The sequence below is a fragment of the Pseudomonas sp. NFPP02 genome (assembly GCF_900119355.1).
GTDB lineage: Bacteria > Pseudomonadota > Gammaproteobacteria > Pseudomonadales > Pseudomonadaceae > Aquipseudomonas > Aquipseudomonas paracarnis.
This window is the reverse complement of sequence record NZ_FPJI01000011.1, coordinates 118,757-143,012: the sequence shown is the minus strand read 5'-3', so window position 1 is coordinate 143,012 and position 24,256 is coordinate 118,757. Positions and strand designations below refer to the sequence as shown.

Below are 24,256 nucleotides of genomic sequence, written 5' to 3'. Positions count from 1 at the left end.
TTCAGATCGCAGCGAAGCGCTTGTCCAGGTAGTCAATGATCACCTTGGAGTCATACATCCAGGTGGTCTGGCCGTTCTCTTCGATGCGCAGGCACGGCACTTTGATCTTGCCGCCTTGCTCCAGCAGGGTCTGGCGGTCCTGCTCGTTGTTCTTCGCATCCTTGAGCGCCACCGGCACATTCAGGCGGTGCAGGGTGCGACGGGTCTTCACGCAGAACGGGCAGGCGTGGAACTGATACAGGGTCAGGTCCTTGGCCGCAGCATTGACCTTGGCCTGTTGTTCGGCAGGGCGTTGCTTTTTGCGTGGGCGGGTAAGAAAGTCGCCCGCGATGATGACGTGGCCGAGGCCCACTCGAAGTGCTTTGACGAACATGGCTGAAACCTCTTGCCCATGACTGAGGGGGCGCAGCTTACCTGATTTCTGCAGGCGAAAAAAAACCGGCGATGAACGCCGGTTCCTTCCTGCCCAGCCGGTTACTTGATCAGGCTGAGAAATTCGCTGCGGGTGGCCGCGTTCTCGCGGAACTCACCCAGCATCACCGAGGTGATCATCGACGAATTCTGCTTCTCCACACCGCGCATCATCATGCACATGTGCTTGGCCTCGATCACCACGGCCACGCCCAGGGCGCCTGTCACTTCCAATACGGCGTCGGCGATCTGGCGGCTGAGGTTTTCCTGGATCTGCAGGCGGCGCGCATACATGTCGACAATGCGTGCGACCTTCGACAGACCCAGCACTTTGCCGCTCGGGATATACGCCACGTGGGCCTTGCCGATAAACGGCAGCAGGTGGTGTTCGCACAACGAGTACAGCTCGATGTCCTTGACCAGCACCATTTCGCTGTTGTCAGAGCTGAACAAGGCACCGTTGGTGACTTCCTCGAGTGTCTGTTCATAACCGCGGCAGAGATACTGCATTGCCTTGGCGGCACGCTTTGGCGTGTCGAGCAGGCCCTCGCGGGACACGTCCTCGCCGAGTTGGCCGAGGATCGCGGTGTAATTCTGTTCCAGGGACATGAAACTACCTGTGGGATTTTCGCAAAGCGCAAGGTTACGGTGGCGGACACATCGCTGCAAGCCTGACGATGGCACTTGTTACTCGTCGCGCCCTTCCATCATGGTGCGCTTGAGCATCACATACACCGCGCCGGCACCGCCGTGACGAGCCTGGCAGGAGGTAAAGCCGAGCACCTGGGCATGCTGGCGCAGCCAGGTATTGACGTGACTCTTGATCATCGGGCGCTTGCCGTCCAACCGCACAGCCTTGCCATGGGTGACGCGCACGCAGCGGATTTCGAATTTGGTCGCTTCGGCCAGGAAGGCCCAGAGGGTTTCCCGGGCTTTTTCCACGGTCATGCCGTGCAGGTCGAGGCTGCCTTCGAACGGGATCTGGCCGGCCTTGAGCTTGCGCATCTGGCTTTCCTGCACGCCGTCGCGGGCCCACATCAGTTCATCTTCGGGGCCGACGTCGATCACGAACTGGTCCGACAGGCCGTCCACGGTAGTGGCATCGGTGCGCACGGTCGCGGCCTGGCGCAGCTTGGCGATCTGCGCGCGGTCAGTCTTGGGTTTGCCGGTGTCGGCGCGGTCGTGCTTGATCGGCTTGACGCCGCGCAGCTCGTTTTTGAACAGGGAAAAATCGTCGTCTTGCATGTCAGCCTCCGCGAAGGGCGGGCAGTTTACCTAAATCGCGGCGGCCAGGGCGCAGGAAACGCTATCCAAGCGCCATCAGTCGTGCTTTTTCATCAGGTGAGAGGCGATATTCAACGACAGCGGCTGGCGCATTTTCCGGCGGCTGCGACGCCACAACCACACGCCCAACCACAGCACCAGCAAGCCGATCCCCAGCAGGAGTGCCGAGCCGCCCGGGCTGGCATTCAGTTCGCCCAGGGCGGGCGAATGCCCAAACAGACCGGCGCCACCAGCGCCCGCCAACAACAAGCCTACTAGCGCCAGCAACGCGGCAATGCACGCTACCAGGCGCAGACGCCAATTGCTCGGGCCCTTGGGGCGCAAGCGACGAGCATCAAAACCATCGGATATCTTCATTCCGACCTTTCCTCCAGGGTATCGGCCCTTCGACCGGAAGATACACAGGTTGTTCCGGGGGGAGAGGTAAATGCGCCAAATGAGAGGGCTTTGCGGATGAGCGGAGCAATAAACACGCCGCTCACCGCCAGCAGCATCAGATCAAGTCTTTGGCCAGCGCCAGGGTGGCGAAGTTGTCTGCCATGATGGCCATTTCGGTTTGCTGCACATGCTCGGCGCTCAGGATACCGCCCTTGTAGGGCAGGTCGCGGGTGGCACAGGCGTCTTCCACCAGCGTGCAGCGAAAGCCCAGGTTCTTGGCCGCGCGCACGGTGGTGCTGACGCTGGAGTGGCTCATGAAACCGCAGACGATCAGGTCCAGGGAGCCGAGGTCTTGCAGGTGTTTTTCCAGGCCGGTGCCATGGAAGGCGCTGGGCAGCAGTTTGCCGATGATGGTTTCGTCACCCTCAGGCTCTAGGCCCGGAATGAATTCGCCGCGCTCGCCCTGGGGGTCAAACAGGCCGCCCACGGTGCCCAGGTGGCGCACATGCACAATCGGGCGCCCGGCACTGCGCGCTGCGGTCACAAGCTGCTTGATGTTTTCTACCGCCGCGTCCATGCCCGAGAGGGCGAGCGGGCCGCTGAGGTATTCTTTCTGGGCGTCGATGATCACCAGGGTCGCATGATTGAGGTTGGCTGCTGCGTAACCGCGACCGCTGAGTTGAAACATCGTCTTTGGAACGGACATTCTGGGGCTCCTGTGAGTGGGGCTTTTGCGACATTGTCCACTGGCTGAGCGCTTCTGTGAATCGCTACTATCGTAAGGTACGCCGTTGCTGGCGTGCAGCCATGTCAAGAGGCAGGCCTGTTTAACACAATGCGGGCAGATTCGATGAAATCCGACGTACGGCGCCAGGTTTTTCGTACATCGTCGGTACAGGTGAAGGCTGTTAGAATCGCCAGTCGTTTTTTCCAGGAGCTTGCCCCCGTGATCACTTCTCGCCTGCGCACCTTGCGCGACCACATCCGTTGGGCTGTCAGCCGTTTCCATGGGGAAGACCTGTTTTTTGGCCATGGCACCGACAATGCCTGGGACGAAGCCCGGCAATTGGTACTGGGCGCCTTGCACCTGCCGTGGGAAATCGCCGACAGCTATTTGGATTGCAACCTGGAAGAAGAGGAAATCTCCCACGTGCAGCGCTTGCTGCATCGCCGTATCCATGAGCGAGTGCCAACGGCCTACCTGTTGAAGGAGGCCTGGTTTTGCGGCATGTCGTTTATCGTCGATGAGCGCGTATTGATCCCGCGTTCACCCATAGGCGAGCTGATTGAAGACCGCTTCGAACCCTGGCTGGCCCAGCCGCCGGCACGCATCCTCGACCTGTGCACCGGCTCCGGTTGCATCGGCATCGCCTGTGCCTATGAATTCCCCGAGGCCGAAGTGGTGCTGGGAGACTTGTCCTTCGAAGCCCTGGAAGTGGCGAACCAGAACATTGAGCGCCATGGCGTCGACGAGCGGGTCTACACCGTGCAGGGCGATGGTTTTGACGGGCTACCCGGCCAGCGTTTCGACCTCATCGTGTCGAACCCGCCCTACGTGGATGCCGAAGATTTCGCCGACATGCCCGATGAATACCAGCACGAACCGGAACTGGGCCTGGCCTGCGGCGACGACGGCCTGAACCTGGTACGCCGGATGCTGGCTGAAGCTGCGGACCACCTCACCGAGAAGGGCCTGCTGATTGTCGAAGTGGGCAACAGCCAGGTGCATGTCGAGGCGCTGTACCCGGAAGTGGATTTCGCCTGGCTGGACTTCAAGCGCGGTGGGCATGGGGTGTTTATGTTGACGGCTGAGCAGTGCCGCCAACACCAGGCCGTTTTCGCTGCCCGGATATAACTGCAGAAACTCGGTCAATGTGGGAGCTGGCTTGCCTGCGATAGCGGTGGGTCAGCTTGCACTGGTGCTACTGATACATCGCTATCGCAGGCAAGCCAGCTCCCACATGTTGATTGCATTTCAATCTATCAGCGGTGTGTGGCAATCCAGATCAACAACCCCGCCTGAAACACCGTAAACGCCACCAGACAGGTGATGGTAAAGCGCAGCCCGCTGTCTTCACGCTTGAACTTGGTGACTTTCTCCTCTTCCTTGCGCAGCTTCACTTCCTGCTCCGCCAGGTTCTGCTCTGCCTGTTGCAGCATCTGCGCGGCTTCCAGGATCTCCACGAACTGCACTTTCTCGGTGTTCCAACTGTCCAGCACGTCGCTGACCTTGCCGGGTTGCACATTGCCCTTGAGGTGCTGCACATCGGCGTAGGCCACATCGAACCCCTGGATACGCAGGAAGTGATCGCGGCGCAGGCGCGTGGCTTCGTTGAGGGCGTCCTTATTGGCCAGGTCCACGCCGTCGACGCGGTAGTGGGACCACTTCTTCTTCGCCCAGGCGGCGCCTTGGGCCACCAGGAAGCGCCCGATACCGCGGTTGGCCGGCTCGATTTCCAGGCTGTTGCCGGGCCCGAAATGCACGCGGTGTTTATCGTGATCGACCCAGATATCCAGGTGGTTCTGCTCGCGCCGTACTCGCTGGCCCGGTAACTGGATGACCATGCGCAACAGGCTGTGGTGTTTATCATGGCGCTCGGCATAGCCGAACTGCACAAAGCGCAACGGCCGTGCGCCGGTCGCGCGGTCGGTGGCCAGCGGGGCCAGGCGCAGCATCTTGAAATGTTCGGCGTGAACGTCGGCCCACGGCAGGGCCGCTGCGGCGCCAGCTTCGGTTGCGGCCGTAGTTTCGGCGGTAGATTCGGGTGTTGTTTCGGTGGTTGTCATGCGGCGCGATCCTGTCCAAGCCCTGCGAGCCGACAGTCTTTTTACTGTCGACTCTGGACTTATCGGCCGTTTTTCCCAGGACTGGAGGCCAATTGCCGCTTAACGGGGTTGAAGTCCTTCGATAAAGCTGACGATACGTTGGCCCAGCTCCGCAGCCAGCGGCAGTTTCGGGTCATTGTAGGAGGCCAGTTGCTGCTTTACGTTATTGGGCACGATGCGCATCACGTGGTTCATGCCTTCGATCACCGTCAACTGCGCGTCGGGCTTGGCCTGCTTCAGTTGCCGGGCGTCGCCTACGCCAACCTGGATATCGTTGGTGCCCTGAATGATCAGCGCCGGCATGTCCAGGCGCGCAAAGGCGGCCGACGGATCGGCGCGGAACAGGCTGATCAGATACGGCTGCACGCTGGGTCGGAAAATACCCTCCAATGGGCGCGGCACGTCGGCGTCCACCTGGCCGGCCTTGAGGTGATCGAGTATTTCATTGCTGCGCAGCAGCAGGGCAGGGGGCAAGTGATCGGCCAGTTGCTGACGGATCACCTGGTCCACCGGGCGGGCGCTGCCAGACAAGGAAATGACCCCGGCCGGTTCAAGTTGCGGCGCGGCGAGGGCGGCGACCAGCGCGCCCTCGCTGTGGCCCAGCACAATCAGCGGGCCCATGCGCTTGTCGGCCTTGAGTAACTTGCCCCAGGCCACGGCGTCGGCCACATACGCCTCCAAAGTCAGGTTGCGTTCATCCGGCGTGGCCGCCAGGCTCGCGGCCACGCCGCGCTTGTCGTAGCGCACGCTGGCGATGTTATGCCGGGCCAGTACCCAGGCCAGGCGCTTGAGGCTGTCATTGCGCGCGCCGTCGGCGCTGTTGCCGTTACGGTCGGTGGGGCCGGAGCCGGCGATGATCAGCACCACCGGCACCGGTTTATCCGATTGCGGCAACAGCAGGGAGCCAAAGAGTTGGCCGCTGCCGGTGTCCAGGCTGATCGGGCGTTGCAAGACAACAGGGGAGGCGGCCTGGGCCACGGCGGTGAACAGGGTGAGGGTGAACAGCAGAACTCGCAGCATCATAGCGCCATCATTGGAGAGGTGCCGGTTGGACCAACGTCTACCGGTAAGGTTTCGAGGATGAACTAGTCGGTTAGCCTGCGTATACTGGCTGTCTTAAGTTATTACGGTTGACTTGATTCAACTGATTTCACGGAGCGCCCTGCATGTCCGGCAATACCTTCGGCAAGCTGTTCACTGTCACCACCGCGGGCGAAAGCCATGGCCCGGCGTTGGTCGCCATTGTCGACGGCTGCCCGCCAGGCCTGGAGCTGAGCCTGGACGACCTGCAGCGCGACCTCGACCGCCGCAAGCCCGGCACCAGCCGCCACACCACCCAGCGCCAGGAACCGGACGAAGTCGAAATCCTCTCCGGAGTGTTCGAAGGTCGCACCACGGGCTGCGCCATTGGCCTGTTGATTCGTAACACCGACCAGAAGTCCAAGGACTACTCGGCGATCAAGGACCTGTTCCGCCCGGCCCATGCCGACTACACCTACCACCACAAATACGGCGAACGCGACTACCGTGGCGGTGGCCGCAGCTCGGCGCGTGAAACCGCCATGCGCGTGGCCGCTGGCGCCATCGCCAAGAAATACCTGGCCACCCAGGGCATCGTCATCCGTGGCTACATGAGCCAGTTGGGCCCGATTGAAATCCCGTTCAAGACTTGGGACAGCGTCGAAGACAACGCCTTCTTCTGCCCCGACCCGGACAAGGTGCCGGAACTGGAGGCCTACATGGACCAGTTGCGCCGCGACCAGGACTCGGTCGGCGCGAAGATCACCGTGGTGGCCGAAGGCGTGAAACCGGGCCTGGGTGAGCCGATCTTTGATCGCCTCGACGCCGAACTGGCCCATGCGTTGATGAGCATCAACGCGGTGAAAGGCGTGGAAATCGGCGCCGGCTTCGCCTGCGTATCCCAGCGCGGTACCGAGCATCGCGATGAGATGACCCCTGAAGGTTTCCTCAGCAACAACGCGGGCGGCATCCTCGGCGGTATTTCTTCCGGCCAGCCGATCGTGGCGCACCTGGCGCTCAAGGCCACGTCGAGCATTACCACGCCTGGCCGTTCGATCGATGTGCACGGCAACCCGGTGGACGTGATCACCAAGGGCCGCCACGACCCGTGCGTCGGCATCCGTGCCACACCGATTGCCGAAGCCATGATGGCCATCGTGTTGATGGACCATCTGCTGCGCAACCGCGGGCAAAATGCCGATGTGCGCGTGAGTACCCCGATACTGGGCCAACTGTGATCGCCTGGGGCAATGAGCGAGCTTGTTGTGGCCAGCGAGCTTGCTCGCGCTGGGCTGCGCAGCAGCCCCAATAACATGCTCCCACCGCTCCCATACTGGCGCCTCTCCAGCTTCTACCTCTTCTATTTCGCCCTGCTGGGGGCGACCGCGCCGTTCCTGGCGCTGTACTTCGATCACCTCGGTTTCTCCAGCGCGCGCATCGGCGAGCTGGTGGCCATTCCCATGCTGATGCGCTGCGTGGCCCCCAACCTGTGGGGCTGGATCGGCGACTACACCGGCCGGCGTCTGGCCATTGTGCGCTTCGGCGCGGTGTGCACCCTGGCCAGCTTCTGCCTGATTTTTGTCAGCAAAACCTACGCCTGGCTGGCGCTGGTGATGGCCCTGCACGCGTTCTTCTGGCACGCGGTGCTGCCGCAGTTTGAAGTCATCACCCTGGCCCACCTGCACAAGCAAACCTCGCGCTACAGCCAGATCCGTCTGTGGGGCTCCATTGGTTTTATCCTCACCGTGGTGGTTATGGGGCGCCTGTTCGATTGGCTGAGCCTGGATATTTACCCGGTGGTGGTCGTGGTAATCATGGCCGGCATCATCGGCGCCAGCCTGTGGGTACCGAACGCGCAGCCGGCCAGCCACGGCAACCGCCTGGCCGGCGATGGCTTTCTCAAGCAATTGGGCAGCCCAGGCGTGCTGGCGTTTTATGCCTGCGTGGCGCTGATGCAAATGAGCCATGGCCCGTATTACACCTTCCTCACCCTGCACCTGGAGCATTTGGGCTACAGCCGTGGCGTGATCGGCCTGCTGTGGGCGCTTGGGGTGGTGGCGGAAGTGCTGATGTTCCTGGCCATGAGCCGTATTCTTGCGCGCTTTTCGGTGCGCCGGGTGCTGCTCGCCAGCTTCTTGCTGGCGGCGCTGCGCTGGTGGCTGCTGGGTTCATTTGCCGAGGTTTTCTGGCTGCTGCTGGTGGCGCAGTTGATGCACGCCGCCACGTTCGGCAGCTTCCACGCGGCGGCGATTGCCTTTGTGCAACGCAGCTTCGGTGACCGCCAGCAAGGCCAGGGCCAGGCCCTATATGCCGCGCTGGCCGGCACCGGCGGCGCGCTCGGCGCCCTGTATTCCGGTTACAGCTGGAATCTGCTGGGGCCAACCTTCACGTTCAGTATCGCCAGCCTCGCGGCGCTGGCCGCCGCCATTATCATTGGCCTTCGATTGCAAGAGCCGAACCAAGGAACCGTGCAATGAGCTATGTAGCCGTCTACTCCATCGCCACCCCGGACACCCCGAACAAAGTGTTGACCCATGCCGACGACATCCAGTCGACCCTGGCCGAGCACGGTGTGCGGTTCGAACGCTGGCAGCCCAGCCCAATCGAAAAGGGCGCCAGTGCGGCGCAGATGATCGCCGCGTACCAGGCGCAGATCGATGCTCTGGGCTACGCCGCTGTTGAAGTGGTCAGCGTGACCCACGACCATCCACAGAAAGACGAGTTGCGCGCACAGTTCCTGGATGAACGTACCTACAGTGAAGATGAAGTGCGTTTCTTCATCGCAGGCCAGGGGCTGTTTACGCTGCACATAGGCGACTATGTGTACAGCTTGCGCTGTGAGAAGAATGACTTGCTGATCATCCCGGCCGGTGTACCGCACTGGTTCGACATCGGCGAAAACCCGCACTGTGTGACACTGCGTTTGTTCAACACGGCCCAAGGCGTTGTGCCCTCTTTGACCGGTGATGCGATTGCCGCCCGCTTTCCAAGGCTGGATGACTAAGCATAGATAACTGAATGTTCAACCCTGGCAAGTTGGAAGTTGCTGTGGGAAGAAACTTAATTATTTGTAGGGCAACGCTGTTTGTTCGGTGCTGTGCGCTTTGATTCCACTCTTTATGTAACTCTCTGTTCGGCGTCAATGTTTATGCCATCTGTCAATGGGAGGAATCCGAAAGATGGCAGCGCATCAGCAGATATAAGGAGAGAACAATGAGTGGCCCCGAGGAGACGTATCGCCCGTTGGTTATCGTGCCGACGGCTATCAGAAAACGCATGAGCTTGTCCGGCAAGCCCCTGACTTCCACCGAGCTGGAAATCCTGCGATGGGCCTCCGAGGGCAAGACCGTCTGGGAAATCAGCCAGATTCGCGCCACCTCTGAAGCCACGGTTAAATTTCATCTGCGCAACATCTACGGCAAGTTGGATGTCACCAACCGTGTACAGGCAAAGAATGAGGCCGCACGCCAGGGCTTGTGCTGAAGGCACAAAAAAGGGGCGCGACGCCAATGGCGCCGCGGCCCTTTTTTGCGTTTGAATTCGCTCAACTCGAAGACGCCCATTGATGCAAGAGCCCTTCTGCTTCTGTTCACGCACTCAGACAAGCTTTGCGATGTGTATTTGCGCCGAAAAACTAGAGTTCTCGCCTTCTTGTCGGACGTTTCCCAAAGATGCTGTTGCCGGCCATTTTCCATTGCGTGCACCCTACCGGGGTTCTAGTGTTGGCATGTCGCTGCCTATCCGCGACTCGGCTTTTGCAAGTGCCATTACCCTTTTGGCATACCTGCAAACACTTAGACAAGGAGCAAGCCATGAACCAGAAGATCCAGGAAGGTGCGACCGCACCCAATCATCAAGACGTCGAGAAAGTATTCTTCAGCAAGGAAGAGTTGCAGGTCTTGAGCGATGCCATCAAGAAGTCCAAGACCCGTGTTTCCGAAACCAAGGCTGCGAGCTGCGCGTACCACCGTTGAACTGACCCCGAAAAAGCAAGAAAGTCCTTTCTTGCTTTTTCATTTTTTGGGTACTGAGTATTCAGTTGTCGATCAGGGAGGTGGACATGAGGGCGATCTTTATCGGCCATCAAACGTGGCTAGTGGAACATGGAAGTACAAGGATCCTGATTGACCCGCTGTTATGTGAAGACTTCGGGCTGGTCGACGAGCACCGGATCGAGATCTATCCGCCGCGTACCGTCGATGCCGCCGCACTTTCCGATATAGACCTGATTTTCCTCAGTCACGAACATTCCGATCATTTCGATATCAAGTCGCTGAATCTGTTACCACGTTCCGCCCAGTTTGTGGTGGGGGCGACCATTGTTGAACCGGTCAAACAATGCATCCGTGACCTCGGATTTACCCTTACGCAAGTCAACGACACCGATCAAATGCGGGTCGGCGACTTGAGCCTACGCTTCTACCCGGCGGATCCGAAGACCGCCTTCTGGGAAAGCCGGGTCACCCAGGTGCATATCGAGGAGGCCGAGCAGTCGAGCGGTGGCATCTTCATTGCTGTGGATGCCCTGGTGTCCGAAGTGTTCAAGACCGATATCGTCGCAGGACGACTGGTACCGCCCAAGCTGGTGATCGTCTCGAACAACTCTAGGGTATCGCCTCCAGGAGCCTTTCAGTCCCTGGAAAACTGGGGCAAGAACGCAAGTGACAGCAACCGTAAAGTCGGTCCGTTGGGGATTGGTGTGCTCAGCGCCGTGCTGACCGGCTACATGGACGATTTTCCGGTGCAACCCGAGAACATCGCCCTTTGCGGTGGTGGGTTCATCAAGCGCCTGGGCGGTTTCGCCGCTTTCCCGTTTTCCGATCAGCCGACATTGAGCCGCTTGGCCAATCAGCTCAGCCTGGACACCAATATTGTCGGCCTGCTGCCAGGCGAAGCCTTTGCCCTGGACACTGATCCCAGGCCGCAGGCGGTTATCGACTGGGTTCAGGTGGATAAGGTGCAGCACAACTTGCTAATGGAGGAGCTGGACCAGTTCATCGATGCCCGCAAGACCGTCGAGGTGGTCGCATCGGTACGCCCGGACGTGCAGGACGCCGAGGCGTATGAAGAGTTGCTGCGACGTGCGCAAGCCGAGCTGCAACGCCTGGCGAAAAGCCTGATGTTGTTTATCACCGGACGCAAGGTGTTGGCGATGTCTCACTACAACGGGTGCAAGCTCGGGCCGAAAAGAATCGTTTTTAGTTTTGTCGCCCATGCCTTGGGGCGTCAGGACAGCTATGCACTGAATCTGATCAGCGGCCAGTTCGAGGCTGAGGCGCATAACCAGCTCGAATCGCTGGTGGGGCTGTATCCCTTTGGAGTATGCCTGCCCTTGGTGGACTTCATCGGCATGGTCGAAGGGGACCTGCAGGTCTGGGACATCGTCGGCGTTTCGGTCCAGTCCTGGTTTGAGACCGGCATCTTCGATGGCCTGATCCCGTTCTTCTACAGCTATTACGGCGAGAACGGCAGCCCTGAGCTCTTGGCGAAAATCATCTGGCGCAGCATGCGCAATCTTGAGGTGTGCCCATGCAACTGACGATGATCGGCCACGAAAGCTGGTCACTGCAGGCTGGTGATTGCCATGTGTTGATTGACCCGGTGCTGGGTGGTGGCTTCGGTTCCGATGCTGACCGGCAGTTTGCGATAATCCCGGCGCGCAACGTCGATCTGCAGCGTATGCCGGCGGTGGATGGCATTGTATTGACCACCGAGCACCTGCAGCACTTTCACCCGCCCTCCTTGCGCCGTCTGTCGTCGGACTGTGGGCATTTGCTCAAGCGCAAAGTGGTCTATGTCCCGGAACTGTTTCCCGGCGCGGCCGAGGCGATTGTCCGTGCATGCGGTTACGAGGTGCGGCGGGTCGATACTCAGGCAGAGTTCGTTATCGGCTCGCTGAGGCTGCGCTTCTACATGCCCTTCACCGAGGTACTGTTCTGGGACAGCCGGGTAGCGTCGCTGCATGTCGAGCATCAGGGCCGCGAGGCGGTGTTCATCCAGTCCGACACCCGAATCGCCGACGTCTACTTTGCCGATGTCAATAATGGAGCCGTTGCCTGGCCCCAGGTCATGGTTATGACCAATAATTTCCAGTGCAGCGGGACGCAAGGGCCGATTGGCCTGGACAACCTGTTGCCGGTGCCGGACCAACGCTACACCCGGCTGTCCGGCTTGCGTCTGCTGGACGAAATCGTACACAGACCGATGCGCCGACTGAACCAGGTGCCGACCCTGCTCCTCGCGGGCAATGGATATCGCGATCCCTTTGGCAAGACGCATCACCCCTGGTCGAACCTCGAACTTGCGCAGATCTGTAGCGAACTGTCTTTGTTGCGAGCGGTGCACTCACTGACACCCGGCGAAAGCTTTGACGTGGCGCCGGCTCGGCCTGGCGAACCGGCTGGCTGGATCTGCGCATCCGAGGAACAGATAGGGCCCTGCCCACCGAAAGGGCGACGCCAGACGGTCTCTCTTGATACACAGCGGATCAAGGCCCATCTCGACGAAATGGCCAGGACCTGGCTGATTACTCGCTACGGCCAGGTCCTGATGGCTCAGAGCAACTACCTGGGGCGCCCCGTTAGTCCGTGCCGTGCGGTGCTGCAATTGATCCGGGACGACGGCGCCGGTCACCAGTGGGTGCTGGATGTGTCCAGGGTCGAGTTCATCGAGGTGCCGGACGAAGGCGAGGGGGCGATCAAGCGTTATCCCTACGGCATCCGTGTCGACCATGGCGATTTCTGCAAGCTGGTTCTCGGCGAGTTGCAGATATGGGAGCTGCTCAACCTGTCGGCATCGCAGTGGTATGTCTGCGATCGCTATGACAGCCCACTGGCGTTCTGGCTCGAGTATTACAACGAGCAAGTGGACTATGGACGTGCCTTGCGCAGTTATGAGCTGTCCCTGGTGACTGCGCCATGAGCCGGCAAAGAGCCTTTGAGCATGTGCATCTCGAACTCCTCGGCGCAGCTCAGGTACAGCAGCAGCGACAGGCGCTTGCCGAGCTGTTGGCCGAGCGTTATCAGGTTTTGCGGGTACTTGGCCAGTCGGTGAAGTCCCTGGTCTGCTCGGGCGTGTGCGTGGCCTCGGGCGAGCAGGTGGTGATCAAACGTTATTTCGATGAGGCGGCCTATACCGCCGAAGCCAGCGGATACTTGCTGTTCCGCTCGGGGCCGATCGCAGGCATGCGCTGTCAGGATGCGCGGCACCAGGTACTCGTGCTGGAGTCTCTTCAAGGGCGTTTGCCCGGTCCGGCCGACCTGCCTGAAGTGATCGCGGCCTACGCGGCGATGCATGCCACGGCCCTTGCGAATATCCAGCGGGTCATGGGGCACCGCAGTACCCCTGAGTTTCTCGATCCCTGCCTGTCGTCGCGCTGCCGTTTGCCGCCGTTCGACCTGCAATGCATCAGCGTCGGTGACTGCAAGTCGGAGCATCTGCTCGTTACCGTGGATGGCGTGCGCATCCTCGACTTGGAGACTCATTCCCTGCAGCGCAGTGTGTGGTTCGACATCTTGTCCTTGAGCCGCTTCCTGGGGGTGGGGCCGGTAAGTTCGTGGAGTCTGGAGGAATGGGTGGCCCGTTACTGTGAGTGCCGGAAGATTCCCGCCCACTATTATGATCTGCAGAAAATCCAAGACTGCCTGCTGCGTGTACAGGCCCTGGAGCCTGGTCGGGTGTACTGCGAGGAGGCGCTGTCGTGAAGTGGATGTACTGTTTTACGCCGACATTACGCTATCAGCCGTTCGCTCGCTCCGAAGAGCGAGCTTTCGCCGACGGCTTTTTCGGCTTGGCCTTCAGCCTTGCGCCCTGGGCGGTCGGCGCTTATGTATGGGTGTCGTTGTTGCAATACGCCGTGCCGCTGTTGTTCATCTACAAGCTGAGCACACTGGTGGCGGCCCAAGGCATCGTCGATATTGTACTGACGGACACCGTGCTCCTGGCGTTCTTGGCCATCAGCGGTTTTTTGCTGATGGTGAGCGAGCTCAATCTGGAACGCTACATCTCCCTGACGTTATGCCGCGAGTTCGAGCGCCTTCTGGCGCGCAAGATGCAGCCCCGTGTAGATGTGTCGGTGCTGGAGCGGGTGGTTTCGCGGGATTTCAGCGTCATTCTCGATGGCATCGGTGCTAGCGTTAACCTGTTGGCTATTCCGGTTTTCCTGCTGCTTTCAATCCTGCTGGCGTTGTTGGTCTTTGGCACGGCAGGTTTCTGGGCGGTTGCGGTGATCGGTGTGTTCCTGCCGCTTTCCTATCTGCTGTCCTGGCTCTCAGACCGCAACTACCAGCGGATCATGGATATGGCGGCGCAGCGTATCGAACGGTGTTCGGCATGGTTGCGTAAAGGCCCGTGGCTCAAGCAGTTCGCCGACCGGACGGTCTTGCAGAGCATCGAGCGGACACTGGGGGGCGAACGCTGCCTGCGCAACCTGGATACTCTGTTGCGTGGTGCCGACAGCTACATCATCGGTTTCGGTCGCTTGATTCCCTTTGTGTTGCTGGGGCTGCTGGGCACCTCGGAATCGGCCACGGTCTGGGAAGGGGCGATTTTCTGGCTGAGCATCCCGTTGCTGGCGGCGGTGCTAGCGCTGCCCCGATCCTATGTGAGTTACAAGGCCATCGGCCGCTCTCTGGAAGCACTCAATGGTCTGTATCAGAATTCCTCCAGGCATTCGGTGCTGCGACCCGCCGCCGCCGATCTGGCCCGGGGCGTGATCGAGTTCGATGCCGACTGGCCGGTCTGGCCTGCGAAGCTGGTCGAACTGATTCCTGGCCCGCTGGAGAGCCAGCGCGAGGACCTGCACGCGTTGCTGGGCGCTTTCCGGCTGGTACCCGAGCTGGGGCCGAACCCACAGCAGGTCCTGCAGCTGCCCATCGAGCTGGACGGGAGCAATCTCTCTGCCGGACAACGCCTGCGCCTGCAACTGCTGCGCGGGGTGTTTCTGGCCCGTGCCCAGGACGGAACCCTGAATATCGACCACGACCTCTCGGCGTTGGACGCTGCGGCCGCGCTGGCAGTGAAAGACGCCTTGGAGTGCCTGTCCTGGGTAAGCTTCAGCCCATCGGCAGCAAGAGCGATAGCGCAGCGCAAAGGCTCACCCGTGCAGGTTAGTGAGCGGACGGCTTCGACGGTGCCGGCTAACTGCCGGGCACTGGATCGCTTCAGTCTCGGCGATCTGTTCAAGTATTGTGGCTGGGGTGTGCTGATGTTGATGGTGCCGGCGCTGATGATGAGTTATGCCGCCAACCTGACGCTACCAGAGGCAGGCTTCTCGCCTTGGCAGGTTGTGTTGTATGCCGTGGTCGGGGTAGGGGCAGGAATCGCTGCCGGGCTGTTTATCGAGAATCTGTTGCGCAGCCGCTTTTCCCGCTTGTTCACCGATGGCTTGCGAGACATTCGGGTCACTGGCCTGGCCGATGCGCTGCAGGTGGTTTCTCGCGACGTCACCACGACATTCGAACGTATTGCCTGGTATGCCCACGACATTGCCTGGATTATCGCGCTATTGCTGTGCAATGGCGTGGCCTTGTGGATGGGGTTCGGCCTGTTCGGCATCGCGGTGGCGCTGCTGTTCAGCGGCTTGCTGGCGGGGTTGTACCGGCTTTCGATCAACGAGCTATATCGGACCCGGGTGGAAAGCGTTAAGGGATTTGACTCCCTATTGCGCTCGGCCCATGTGACGTTTTCTATTTCCCGGGCCGGTGGCGTGGGTTTTGAACGCATGGGAGATTGGCTAGCGCTCACTCAGCGGGGGACGATAGTCGAGGGGGTGAGGCATTTCTACACCACTCGCATGCGCAGTGTTATCACCCGTACCGTCACGGCAGCCAGTTGCACTTTGCTCAGCGACCTAGTGATTGTTCTGGTGGTCCTGATGGGCTGGCTCTACCGGCCCAGCGATTCGGCTTTTGTGCTCGCGGTCACGGCTTTGTTACTGGTGCGTTCCGATCTGGCCAATGTGTTTTTGGCCGTCACAGGTTTCAAGTCGCAGTCGGTGTCGGTGGAGCGTCTGCAGCATTTTGCCCGGCCCAAAAGCTCGGTGGTCGTGGCGATTGCTGGGCAAAGCCTGAGCATTGCTCCCTTTATTGCTCAACATGCCTATCGTGCCCTGAGCCTGGAACGGAGCCGGTTGTATTCGCTATCGGGGCACTCCGGTTCTGGCAAGAGCGATTACCTCAAGGGCGTGGCCGGTATCACCGACGTGATCATCGAAGAGGCGGGCATGGTGAAGGCCATGACATCAACCTGCTATTACCTGGACAGTAATTCCCTGGCGCTGCTCGGCGGTGAACCCGGGGCAAGCGGCTGGCTGGATACTTGGCTGAGCGCGTTGCCGGAGGACCGCCATCATCTGTTGTTGCTGGACGAGCCGTTCAGTGCTTTGCGCGCGGAGCAGTTGGCCGAGCGTGTGCAAGCGTTGCACCTTTACGCCGAGCGTAGCGGTAACACCCTGGTGCTGGTGGATCATCGTTGCCGACTGGAAAATGACATAGAGCTCGGCGAGCTGGTAGTTGATTGCCCGGAGCGAGGAAAGACTCATGGATGAGCCGATTCTGTACTTGGGCGACCGGGGGTTTCTTAAACGTTACGGCAGTCCTTACTCGGCGCAACAGGTCGAGGAGATCGCGCGCAGGGTTCTGGCCAAATCCGGACTGGGCCTGGCCAGCGGCGACTGGTCCACAGCCAAGGCTGTCAGCAATGCCTTGGCTGGGGGCGCACGAACGCGGCATATCTATCATTCGCGGTTTTTGCTGCGAGTCACCGAGCAGGCAACGGGGCAGGGCGTCAGTGTCCGTCAGATCCAGGCCAACCCGGAGTACTACTACACGGCTCCTGGATATACTTTCGCCGCCGATGCGCAACAGATAGCCGAAGACCTCGATATCATCCACTACTGCCAGCCGGGCCTAGTGACCCTAGGGGGCGACTGGCTGGACATTCTGCTTGCGCAACAGCAATACGCGCTGCTCGAAGCGATCCTGCAACAGATGGAGGCGGCCATTGCGATTGCCTCGCGAATTCTCCTGGGGTTCCACCCCAGCGCCGGCTTCCTGCAGGTGCTGAGAGAGCGATCGTTCGCCGGCGCCGCGGTGCCGGTCAACCTGCTGAACATGCAATGCCCAAGCTACGCCGGCTACTTGCGCCAAATCAAGGCCCGATCCCGCCTCTACGCCGTGCATTGCCTGGCGGGCGGCGATATTCCGCTGGCGCCTGCGCTGCACTACGCCTTTCATCATCGGCAGGTAGACGCTTGTATCGTCGGCGCTACCCGTACGCGGCATATCGAGGCATTGACGGCCTGCGAGGCTGGCTTCAGGAGTTCGATGAGATGAACGTGATTCTCATGCGCCGTGCGAAGAAGTTCGATGAGGAGTTATTGCAAAACCACCTGCATACGCTGCAGTGCGCACATGGTGACCTGCTAGTTCTGTCCGGGTGCTCGACCTGCTATGCCCCGGTCCTGTCGCTGGCTGGCAGCTTGGGGATCCAGACCCTGGTCTTCGAGCAGGAGTTCTACGATCCGCAGCAGGTCTATGGGGCTCGCAAGATGGATTGGTTGTTCGATTCCTATGCTGGTCGCTACGGTAGCCAGAGCCTCAACACTCTCTACCATGTATTTGCCATCGAACTGGAAGCGATTCTGCACCGGTACAGCGAAAGAACCCTAGTGATCTATCTCGACCAGTTACTGCTCGAAATCGCATATGCCGTACTTGCCGGTCTGCCATTGAAGATGCTCCAAGGCTTTTCGCTGTACCTCGAAGAGCTGAGTATCGCGATCCTCGCCAGGGTTCCGTTCAAGGACGGGTTCCAGACACTGCTGCTGAAATCGAATGTAACGCCGGCGCAAGCCTTCGTCGGCAGGCCCGAATTGAAACTGGTGCGGTAACGCCGTCTGCCTGTTGGAGTGATCGCCGTACCTACCCGTGATTGACGAGAAAAGGAGTGTTCATGGACCCGCAACGCAAGGACTATCTGGCGACAGAGGCGGTCTACACCGGCGATTCACTGCGCATCGGCAACGAGTACGTCATGCATGAGTGGGAGAGGCCACTGATCCGCAGGATGGTCGAGGACCTCAAGCTCACGCCTGATGACCGGCTACTGGAAATCGGCTTCGGTATGGGTATCTCGGCCAGCATCCTGCAGGAGTTCGGCCCGGCGTCCCATACCATTGTCGAGCCCCACCCACAGGTGCTGCTCCAGGCCGAGCGCTGGAAGGGCGTACGTAAGAACATTCAGTTGCACCCCGGCTACTGGCAGCAGCTTGACACCAGCAGCCAGCGTTATTCCGCGATTTTCTTCGATCCGTTCGCCGATGAAATGGCGGCGGTTGACAACGAAAACCTCAGGTTCCTTAAGTTTGCCGCGCAGTCGCTGCTCGATGATGGCGGGCGCCTCGCCCTTTTCTGCATCCGGACCTTGCTGCCGCAGGAGTACCAGCGTGTGATGTTCGAACACTATCGCCGCGTGGAAATCAGTTCCGTGCAGGTTGCGCCCAGGGATACGGCCAACCCCACGGCGGACTTGGACGGGAAAATGATTTCAGTCGTGCTGCACAAATAGCAAAAGCCTCGAGTCAGCCATCCCAGGTCCGCTCGCCGGACATGCTTGGCTCGACATAAAAAACCATTGGTAACAATAACGGTGATAACGGTGAGCAATCTTACAGCGCGTCTTGGCCTAGTCGGCTTTATCTGGTTTTTTGGCAGCCATGCATGGGCTCAGACTCAGGCCCCGACAGCCCCAGCCTCGGCCGCCACCTCCTCCAGCAAAGCAATGACCATCATTTTCGAGCCGCCCAAGGGTCAGGAAGAGGCGTTCCTGCATACCTTCGTCACCTCTCAGGCTGCGCACATGCAGACTTATGCGGGTAAGTCGAAGGAAGGGGTCAAGGTGATCAACCTGATCCCCACCGAACTGGGCGAGCCGCTGATCCACCTGATGATCTACCGCGACCCTGCGACCTTCGAGCGAGCCAAGCGGATATTCGCTTCGCGCGAGGCCATGAGCGGCTATATCGACGGCCATGTGAAAGCCTACGGCGGTTACCACATTCCCAAGGAGTACCTGCGTCACACCAAGGTGTACATGAGCAACGTACTCACTGAGTAGTCGAAGGAATTACTCGGCCGCCGATGCAGCGGCCGATACGCAGAGAGAGTCCAGGCTATGCGCGTGGTTATCGGGGCGTTGTTGATTGGCCTAGTGTTTTTCGCGGTTCCCAGTCTGCAAGCAGGCAGTCGTGGCGAGCTCTTCATGTTGAGCAACGGTTGTATCAATTGCCACGGTTTCGAGGGACAGCGCACGCCGGGGGCGATTCCTTCGCTGGCCGGCCAGCCCGAGGCCTACCTGTACAAGACCCTGGCGGCTTATCGCGACGGCACTCTCAAAGGCACCATCATGAACCGGGCGATGGAAGGGTACGACGACCAGACGCTCAGGCAGTTAGCCGAGTATTACAGCAGCCTGCCGAAAGAATCGCTGGGGGGGGCCTCGTCCCAGGCACACAAACAGGGTGAGCGGCTGTACGCGCAATACTGTTCCAGTTGCCATGAGGAGCAGGCAGATACGCCGTATGTGAGAGGACAGAATGCGCAGTATATGCAAGGAGTGCTGAAGGATATGGTCACAGGCCAACGAACGATGCCAGAGGAAATGACCAGTGCGATGTCTGCCCTCAAAGGCGAGGAGTTGCAGCAGCTTCTGGGGTATCTACAAGGTTGCGCGCAGGGGGCTCTATGTCGATGAACCCACAACGCAGGCTGCTGCTCAGGTGGCTGGCCACGGGCATCGGCGTTTCCTCGATCCAGGCCCTGGCCAGACCTGCGGTGGCCGTGACGGCCCACTCTTATGCGGTAGTGGTGATCGGCGGTGGTTTTGCCGGCGCAACTTTCGCTCGTACTCTCAGGCGCCTGGACGCCAACGTCGGCATCACTCTGGTCGAGCCCAGCCGGCAGTATCACTGCTGCCTGCTGGGGGTTGAATACCTGGTGGGCAAGCGGGACGAAGAAACCCTGGTCTTTGGTTACGAGCAGTTACGAGCCGAGGGCATCGAGGTGGTCCATCAGAAGGCGCGCTTGATCGATGCCAAACGAAAGCAGATCAGGCTCGCGGACGGTTCGGTGCTCGGCTTTGACCGCTGCGTAGTGGCAACGGGTATTGGCTACAAGTACGACAGCATCGCCGGTTACAGCGAGGCGGTGTCCAGTCGTGTACCTCATGCCTGGGGCGGCGGCGAGCAACTGCGCTTGCTCCGGCAGCAACTGGAGGCCATGCCCAACGGCGGCAATGTGCTGATCTCGGTACCCGTGGACGATTACCGCTGCCCACCCGGGCCGTATGAAAGGGCCAGCCTGATTGCCGATTATCTCAAGACCCACAAGCCCGATTCTCGGGTGATCGTCCTGGATGCCAAGCCGCGGTTTGCCAAGCAGGCGCAATTCGAGCAGGCCTGGAAACGTTTCTATGGCTATGGGAGTAAGCAGGCCACCATCCAGTGGGTCGGCGCCTTGCAGGGGGGGACCGTGCTAGGTTTCGACGAAGCCAAGGGGCAGTTGCTGACCGAGGGTGGTCCGGTCAGCGGCCATGTGATCAATATCATTGCGCCCCAACAGGCAGATGATTTTTCACGGCACAACGGCCTGGCCGCAGAGCATGGCTGGTGTCCGGTCAACACCCAAACCCTGGAATCCCTGCTAGTACCGGATGTGCATGTGATCGGCGACGCGGCCTACGCCGAGAAACTGCCCAAGTCGGCCTTCGCTGCGACATGCCAGGCCAGGGTCTGTGCCTTGGCCATCCATAGCCAGATGCACGGCCTGGAGCTGCTCAAGCCGCAGTATATGAATGTCTGCTACAGCCTGTGTGGCGACAACTATGGTATCTCGGTGCTCCTGCACTACCAGCATGACGCAGCCAGCAATGTCATCGAGATCCAGACCTTGCGGGTCACACCCCTGGACGCCAGCGATGAAGATCACCGTCGTGAAGCGCTGTCGACCTACAGCATGTTCGACAGCTTGGTCAAAGAGGCATTTGGCTAGACTTGGGACCACTAAGAGGGCTGCGGGACCGAATAAAAACGCCCGATACAATGCATCGGGCGTCGGGAAGAACCAGGTGTAAACCTATTCAGGACTGGATACTGTCGCTTAGGCCGAATGATAAGTCGGCAGCGCAAAGCGGTTCTGGCTTTGCAACATCGAAATCTGCGGCAGTTCGCTGGCTTGTTCAGCCAAGTCACGGCGAATGGCGCTGATGACCCAGGTCAGTTGATCGGCGGTGTGCAACTGCTGATAAGAGATCGAGCGCTTGACCTGTTTACCTTCGCTGTTGCGCAGGGTCAACAGGATACCGCCGTCCGGACGTGGCTGGGTGGTGACGTCGTAGTTGGAGAATACCGAAGCGAATTTATCTTGGATCAGGCTCATGTCTATCAGCTCCATTGGCTCAAGTTGGCAAGCATGGAGTGATAGGTGCAGTGATTGTGCCAGTATTGGATTTTCTAGAAAATCCTTACAAATCAGTCATTTATAAATTTATAGGATTTTCATTTTCGTGCAATTTGCATGAAGGGCCATCGTGCATCCTGCATTTTGCGCTATCTGCCCGGTGATTTTCCGGGCCGGAGGGGAAGGGCTGTAATGATACTGACCGCCTTTTGCCAGGAAAAATCCCGGTCGGCTGGCAGGCCGTCATCGCAGGCAAGGCGGCTCCCACATTTAAATGGTGGAGTGTCAGGGGGATAGGCATCGGGCGGCCGCCACGGGATACAAAACTTTTCAAATCCCGCGTGTACAGCCAAAGAACCGCTGACGTATTTTCCGCTACACCAGTCGATGTACCTGGACCAGACCAAGAATAAGAAAAGGGACGTCCCTCCATGACTCATCAGCAAGTCGACATGATCACCTGGCGCATGATGCTGCGTAAGGTGCCTGCCATTGTTCGGGCGCTCCCACGGGTGGTGCGCGGCATGCGTGCGGCCAACGTCACCGACCCCAACCAACCCTGCGGCCTGGGCTGGCATTTCGAACAAGCCACCTTGCGTAACCCTGACGGTGCTGCCCTGCTGTATGGGGACAGCGTGATCAGCTACCGCGACGCCAATCAGTGCGCCAATCGCATTGCCCATCACTTGCAGGCCCAGGGCATCCGCAAGGGCGATGTGGTAGCGCTGTTTATCGAGAATCGCCCCGAGTTGCTGCTCAACGTGCTGGCCGTGGCCAAGCTGGGCGGCATCTGCGCCATGCTCAACACGGCGCAAACTCAAGGGGCGCTGGTACACAGCCTGACCCTGGTCAAGCCGGTTGCCATTGTGGTCGGTGCCGAATTGCTGAGCCCTTACGCAGCAGTGCGCGATCAAGTCCAGATCCCGGCCGAGCGCACTTGGTTCGTGGCCGATCAGCCGGGCAGTAGGGTGCCCGACGGCTACATCGACCTGATGGCCGCCAGTGCCGAAAGCCCGGTGGACAACCCGGCGAGTTCCGCGCAGGTGTTCTTCCACGATCCCTGCTTCTATATCTACACCTCCGGCACCACCGGCTTGCCCAAGGCCGGCATCATGAAGCACGGGCGCTGGACCAAAACCGCCGTGAGCTTCGGCAGTATCGCCCTGGACATGGGGCCACAGGACGTCCTCTATTGCACCTTGCCGCTGTACCACGCCACCGGCCTGTGCGTGTGCTGGGGGGCGGCGATTATCGGTGCGTCCGGCTTTGCCATTCGGCGCAAATTCAGCGCCAGCCAGTTCTGGGACGATGCACGCAAGTTCAAGGCGACCACCCTGGGCTATGTCGGTGAGCTGTGCCGCTATCTGCTCGACCAGCCCGCGAGTGCGCAGGACCGTGATAACCAGGTGACCAAGATGGTCGGCAACGGCCTGCGCCCCGGTGTGTGGGCGCAGTTCAAGCAGCGCTATGGTGTGGAGCATATCTGCGAACTGTATGCCGCCAGCGACGGCAATATCGGCTTTACCAACGTGCTGAACTTTGACAACACCATCGGCTTTTGCCTGCAGCATTGGGCGCTGGTGGACTACGCCCATGACACTGGTGAACCGCTGCGCGGCAGCAACGGGTTCATGGTCAAGGTGCCCACCGGCGGGCAGGGCCTGTTATTGGCGCGCATTGATGATAAGTCGCCCTTCGACGGTTACACCGACCCGGAAAAGAACCGCAAGGTGGTACTGACCGACGTATTCGAAAAAGGCGACCGCTATTTCAACACCGGCGACCTGGTGCGCAGCATCGGTTTCGGGCATGCGCAATTTGTCGATCGCCTGGGGGATACCTATCGCTGGAAGGGCGAAAACGTCTCGACCACCGAGGTGGAAAACGTCCTGCTGAAACACCCGCAGATCGCTGAAGTGGTGGCCTATGGCGTCCAGATCGACAACACCAACGGCCGCGCCGGCATGGTCGCCATCACCCCCAGCGAATCCCTGGCCAGCCTGGACATGCGCGAACTGCTGCAATTCGCCCACGGCCAGTTGCCCCCTTATGCGGTGCCGTTGTTTTTGCGGATCAAGGTGAAGATGGAAACCACCGGCACGTTCAAGTACCAGAAAGTGAAGCTCAAGGAGCAAGGGTTCGACCCGGACAAGGCTGGCAATGACCCGGTCTACGCCTGGTTGCCGGGTTCGGACAGCTATGTGCCGGTGACCGGGCAATTGCTGGCGCAGATCCAGGGCGGCCAATTCCGTTATTGATTCTGGCTATGGCGGTTTTTGACAAAAAAGCCATGACACCGGGGAACTCCATCGCGACACTGGGCGCCTTAAACAGTTATGTCAGTCGCCTCAGCAAGGAGCCCCCATGTCAGATCAGCCTAAACAAATGACCGAAGACGAAGCCGCCGAGTTTGCCGAGCAAGTCTTCGACGTCGCCCGGCGCGGCGACGCCGCGATGCTTGCCGCACTGCTGGCGAAAGGCCTGCCGGCCAACTTTCGTAATCACAATGGCGACACCTTGTTGATGCTCGCGGCGTACCACGGCCATGCCGAGGCGGTCAAAGTGCTGCTGGAGTTCAAGGCCGACCCCCTGATCGCCAACGACAAGAACCAGTTGCCGATTGCCGGCGCGGCGTTCAAAGGCAATCTGCCGGTGGTCCAGGCGTTGATCGAGGGCGGCACGCCGATTGACGCGGCCTCCTCGGACGGGCGTACGGCCTTGATGATGGCGGCGATGTTCAACCGCGTTGACATGGTTGACTATCTGCTTGGTAAAGGCGCAAACCCCAAGGCCACCGATGCACAAGGCGCGACGGCACTGGCCGCGGCGCAGACCATGGGCGCGGTGGATACGGCGGCGCAGTTGCAGAAACTGGTGTAGGC

General features: G+C 60.0%; 26 protein-coding genes. 18 read left to right on the top strand and 8 right to left on the bottom strand.

Annotated elements, in window-relative coordinates:
• Position 1 precedes the first annotated feature (1 nt).
• The 5 genes from BT204_RS19780 to BT204_RS19760 form a co-directional block, all read right to left on the bottom strand.
• On the bottom strand, positions 2-373 hold the full coding sequence (locus BT204_RS19780; RefSeq protein WP_020302241.1) for a glutathione S-transferase N-terminal domain-containing protein: 372 nt from the start codon (positions 371-373) through the stop codon (positions 2-4).
• A 101-nt stretch (positions 374-474) separates the two neighbouring features.
• Positions 475-1,020 carry a GTP cyclohydrolase I FolE gene (folE, locus tag BT204_RS19775; protein ID WP_014719282.1) on the bottom strand — a complete coding sequence of 182 codons (546 nt, stop codon included), beginning with the start codon at positions 1,018-1,020 and terminating at the stop codon, positions 475-477.
• 78 nt (positions 1,021-1,098) lie between these two features.
• Positions 1,099-1,656: a Smr/MutS family protein gene (locus BT204_RS19770; RefSeq protein WP_003192796.1), complete on the bottom strand. Its 558-nt coding sequence runs from the start codon at positions 1,654-1,656 to the stop codon at positions 1,099-1,101.
• Positions 1,657-1,731: 75 nt separating this feature from the next.
• Entirely contained in the window at positions 1,732-2,052 is a 321-nt protein-coding gene (locus BT204_RS19765; protein ID WP_054896326.1) for a hypothetical protein, read from the bottom strand.
• Between the two features lie 136 nt (positions 2,053-2,188).
• On the bottom strand, positions 2,189-2,779 hold the full coding sequence (locus tag BT204_RS19760) for a cysteine hydrolase family protein (protein WP_014719280.1): 591 nt from the start codon (positions 2,777-2,779) through the stop codon (positions 2,189-2,191).
• A 240-nt stretch (positions 2,780-3,019) separates the two neighbouring features.
• Here BT204_RS19760 and prmB point away from each other — a divergent pair, with 240 nt between their 5' ends.
• Complete coding sequence (gene prmB, locus BT204_RS19755) at positions 3,020-3,928, top strand: 50S ribosomal protein L3 N(5)-glutamine methyltransferase (RefSeq protein ID WP_034126143.1); 909 nt, start codon at positions 3,020-3,022, stop codon at positions 3,926-3,928.
• Positions 3,929-4,056: 128 nt separating this feature from the next.
• Here prmB and BT204_RS19750 read toward each other — a convergent pair whose 3' ends face one another.
• Entirely contained in the window at positions 4,057-4,860 is an 804-nt protein-coding gene (locus BT204_RS19750) for a hypothetical protein (RefSeq protein ID WP_034126144.1), read from the bottom strand.
• Between the two features lie 99 nt (positions 4,861-4,959).
• Positions 4,960-5,922, bottom strand: coding sequence for an alpha/beta hydrolase (locus BT204_RS19745; RefSeq protein ID WP_019818577.1), 963 nt, complete (start codon positions 5,920-5,922; stop codon positions 4,960-4,962).
• Between the two features lie 143 nt (positions 5,923-6,065).
• Between BT204_RS19745 and aroC the strand changes: the two genes are divergently transcribed.
• The 15 genes from aroC to BT204_RS19675 all read left to right on the top strand — a co-directional run bounded on the left by aroC (position 6,066) and on the right by BT204_RS19675 (position 20,966).
• On the top strand, positions 6,066-7,157 hold the full coding sequence (gene aroC, locus BT204_RS19740) for a chorismate synthase (RefSeq protein WP_003192786.1): 1,092 nt from the start codon (positions 6,066-6,068) through the stop codon (positions 7,155-7,157).
• 75 nt (positions 7,158-7,232) lie between these two features.
• Positions 7,233-8,396 carry an MFS transporter gene (locus tag BT204_RS19735; RefSeq protein ID WP_054896363.1) on the top strand — a complete coding sequence of 388 codons (1,164 nt, stop codon included), beginning with the start codon at positions 7,233-7,235 and terminating at the stop codon, positions 8,394-8,396.
• Positions 8,393-8,923, top strand: a complete 531-nt coding sequence (locus BT204_RS19730) for a 1,2-dihydroxy-3-keto-5-methylthiopentene dioxygenase (protein WP_057977005.1) — start codon at positions 8,393-8,395, stop codon at positions 8,921-8,923. Before BT204_RS19735 ends, BT204_RS19730 begins: the two co-directional genes overlap by 4 nt.
• Before the next feature lie 209 nt (positions 8,924-9,132).
• A complete protein-coding gene (locus BT204_RS19725) occupies positions 9,133-9,402 on the top strand; it encodes a response regulator transcription factor (RefSeq protein WP_054896323.1) in 270 nt (89 codons plus the stop codon).
• Between the two features lie 329 nt (positions 9,403-9,731).
• Positions 9,732-9,893 (top strand): hypothetical protein, encoded by a 162-nt coding sequence (locus BT204_RS27935; protein ID WP_156359065.1) that lies wholly within the window; start codon positions 9,732-9,734, stop codon positions 9,891-9,893.
• Between the two features lie 86 nt (positions 9,894-9,979).
• Positions 9,980-11,458: an MBL fold metallo-hydrolase gene (locus tag BT204_RS19720; RefSeq protein ID WP_054920457.1), complete on the top strand. Its 1,479-nt coding sequence runs from the start codon at positions 9,980-9,982 to the stop codon at positions 11,456-11,458.
• The gene (locus tag BT204_RS19715) at positions 11,449-12,840 is read left to right on the top strand and encodes an MBL fold metallo-hydrolase (protein WP_054920459.1); all 1,392 of its coding nucleotides are present in this window, start codon (positions 11,449-11,451) and stop codon (positions 12,838-12,840) included. Before BT204_RS19720 ends, BT204_RS19715 begins: the two co-directional genes overlap by 10 nt.
• Positions 12,837-13,622: a hypothetical protein gene (locus BT204_RS19710; RefSeq protein ID WP_054920461.1), complete on the top strand. Its 786-nt coding sequence runs from the start codon at positions 12,837-12,839 to the stop codon at positions 13,620-13,622. Before BT204_RS19715 ends, BT204_RS19710 begins: the two co-directional genes overlap by 4 nt.
• Positions 13,619-16,465, top strand: a complete 2,847-nt coding sequence (locus BT204_RS19705; protein WP_072448016.1) for an ATP-binding cassette domain-containing protein — start codon at positions 13,619-13,621, stop codon at positions 16,463-16,465. The genes BT204_RS19710 and BT204_RS19705 overlap by 4 nt, the downstream gene beginning before the upstream one ends.
• On the top strand, positions 16,458-17,252 hold the full coding sequence (locus BT204_RS19700; protein WP_054920468.1) for a hypothetical protein: 795 nt from the start codon (positions 16,458-16,460) through the stop codon (positions 17,250-17,252). The genes BT204_RS19705 and BT204_RS19700 overlap by 8 nt, the downstream gene beginning before the upstream one ends.
• Positions 17,249-17,809 carry a hypothetical protein gene (locus BT204_RS19695; protein WP_072448014.1) on the top strand — a complete coding sequence of 187 codons (561 nt, stop codon included), beginning with the start codon at positions 17,249-17,251 and terminating at the stop codon, positions 17,807-17,809. The genes BT204_RS19700 and BT204_RS19695 overlap by 4 nt, the downstream gene beginning before the upstream one ends.
• Before the next feature lie 62 nt (positions 17,810-17,871).
• Complete coding sequence (locus tag BT204_RS19690; RefSeq protein ID WP_054920472.1) at positions 17,872-18,486, top strand: class I SAM-dependent methyltransferase; 615 nt, start codon at positions 17,872-17,874, stop codon at positions 18,484-18,486.
• A 213-nt stretch (positions 18,487-18,699) separates the two neighbouring features.
• Positions 18,700-19,035, top strand: a complete 336-nt coding sequence (locus BT204_RS19685) for a hypothetical protein (protein WP_054920475.1) — start codon at positions 18,700-18,702, stop codon at positions 19,033-19,035.
• 57 nt (positions 19,036-19,092) lie between these two features.
• Positions 19,093-19,671, top strand: a complete 579-nt coding sequence (locus BT204_RS19680; RefSeq protein WP_072448011.1) for a c-type cytochrome — start codon at positions 19,093-19,095, stop codon at positions 19,669-19,671.
• Positions 19,662-20,966: an FAD-dependent oxidoreductase gene (locus tag BT204_RS19675; protein ID WP_072448010.1), complete on the top strand. Its 1,305-nt coding sequence runs from the start codon at positions 19,662-19,664 to the stop codon at positions 20,964-20,966. The genes BT204_RS19680 and BT204_RS19675 overlap by 10 nt, the downstream gene beginning before the upstream one ends.
• Before the next feature lie 108 nt (positions 20,967-21,074).
• Here BT204_RS19675 and BT204_RS19670 read toward each other — a convergent pair whose 3' ends face one another.
• Entirely contained in the window at positions 21,075-21,353 is a 279-nt protein-coding gene (locus tag BT204_RS19670; RefSeq protein WP_003172952.1) for a DUF3509 domain-containing protein, read from the bottom strand.
• A gap of 452 nt (positions 21,354-21,805) precedes the next feature.
• Here BT204_RS19670 and BT204_RS19665 point away from each other — a divergent pair, with 452 nt between their 5' ends.
• Positions 21,806-23,632: a long-chain-acyl-CoA synthetase gene (locus BT204_RS19665; RefSeq protein WP_020302245.1), complete on the top strand. Its 1,827-nt coding sequence runs from the start codon at positions 21,806-21,808 to the stop codon at positions 23,630-23,632.
• A 106-nt stretch (positions 23,633-23,738) separates the two neighbouring features.
• Complete coding sequence (locus BT204_RS19660) at positions 23,739-24,254, top strand: ankyrin repeat domain-containing protein (RefSeq protein ID WP_014719271.1); 516 nt, start codon at positions 23,739-23,741, stop codon at positions 24,252-24,254.
• The last annotated feature ends 2 nt before the right edge of the window (positions 24,255-24,256 follow it).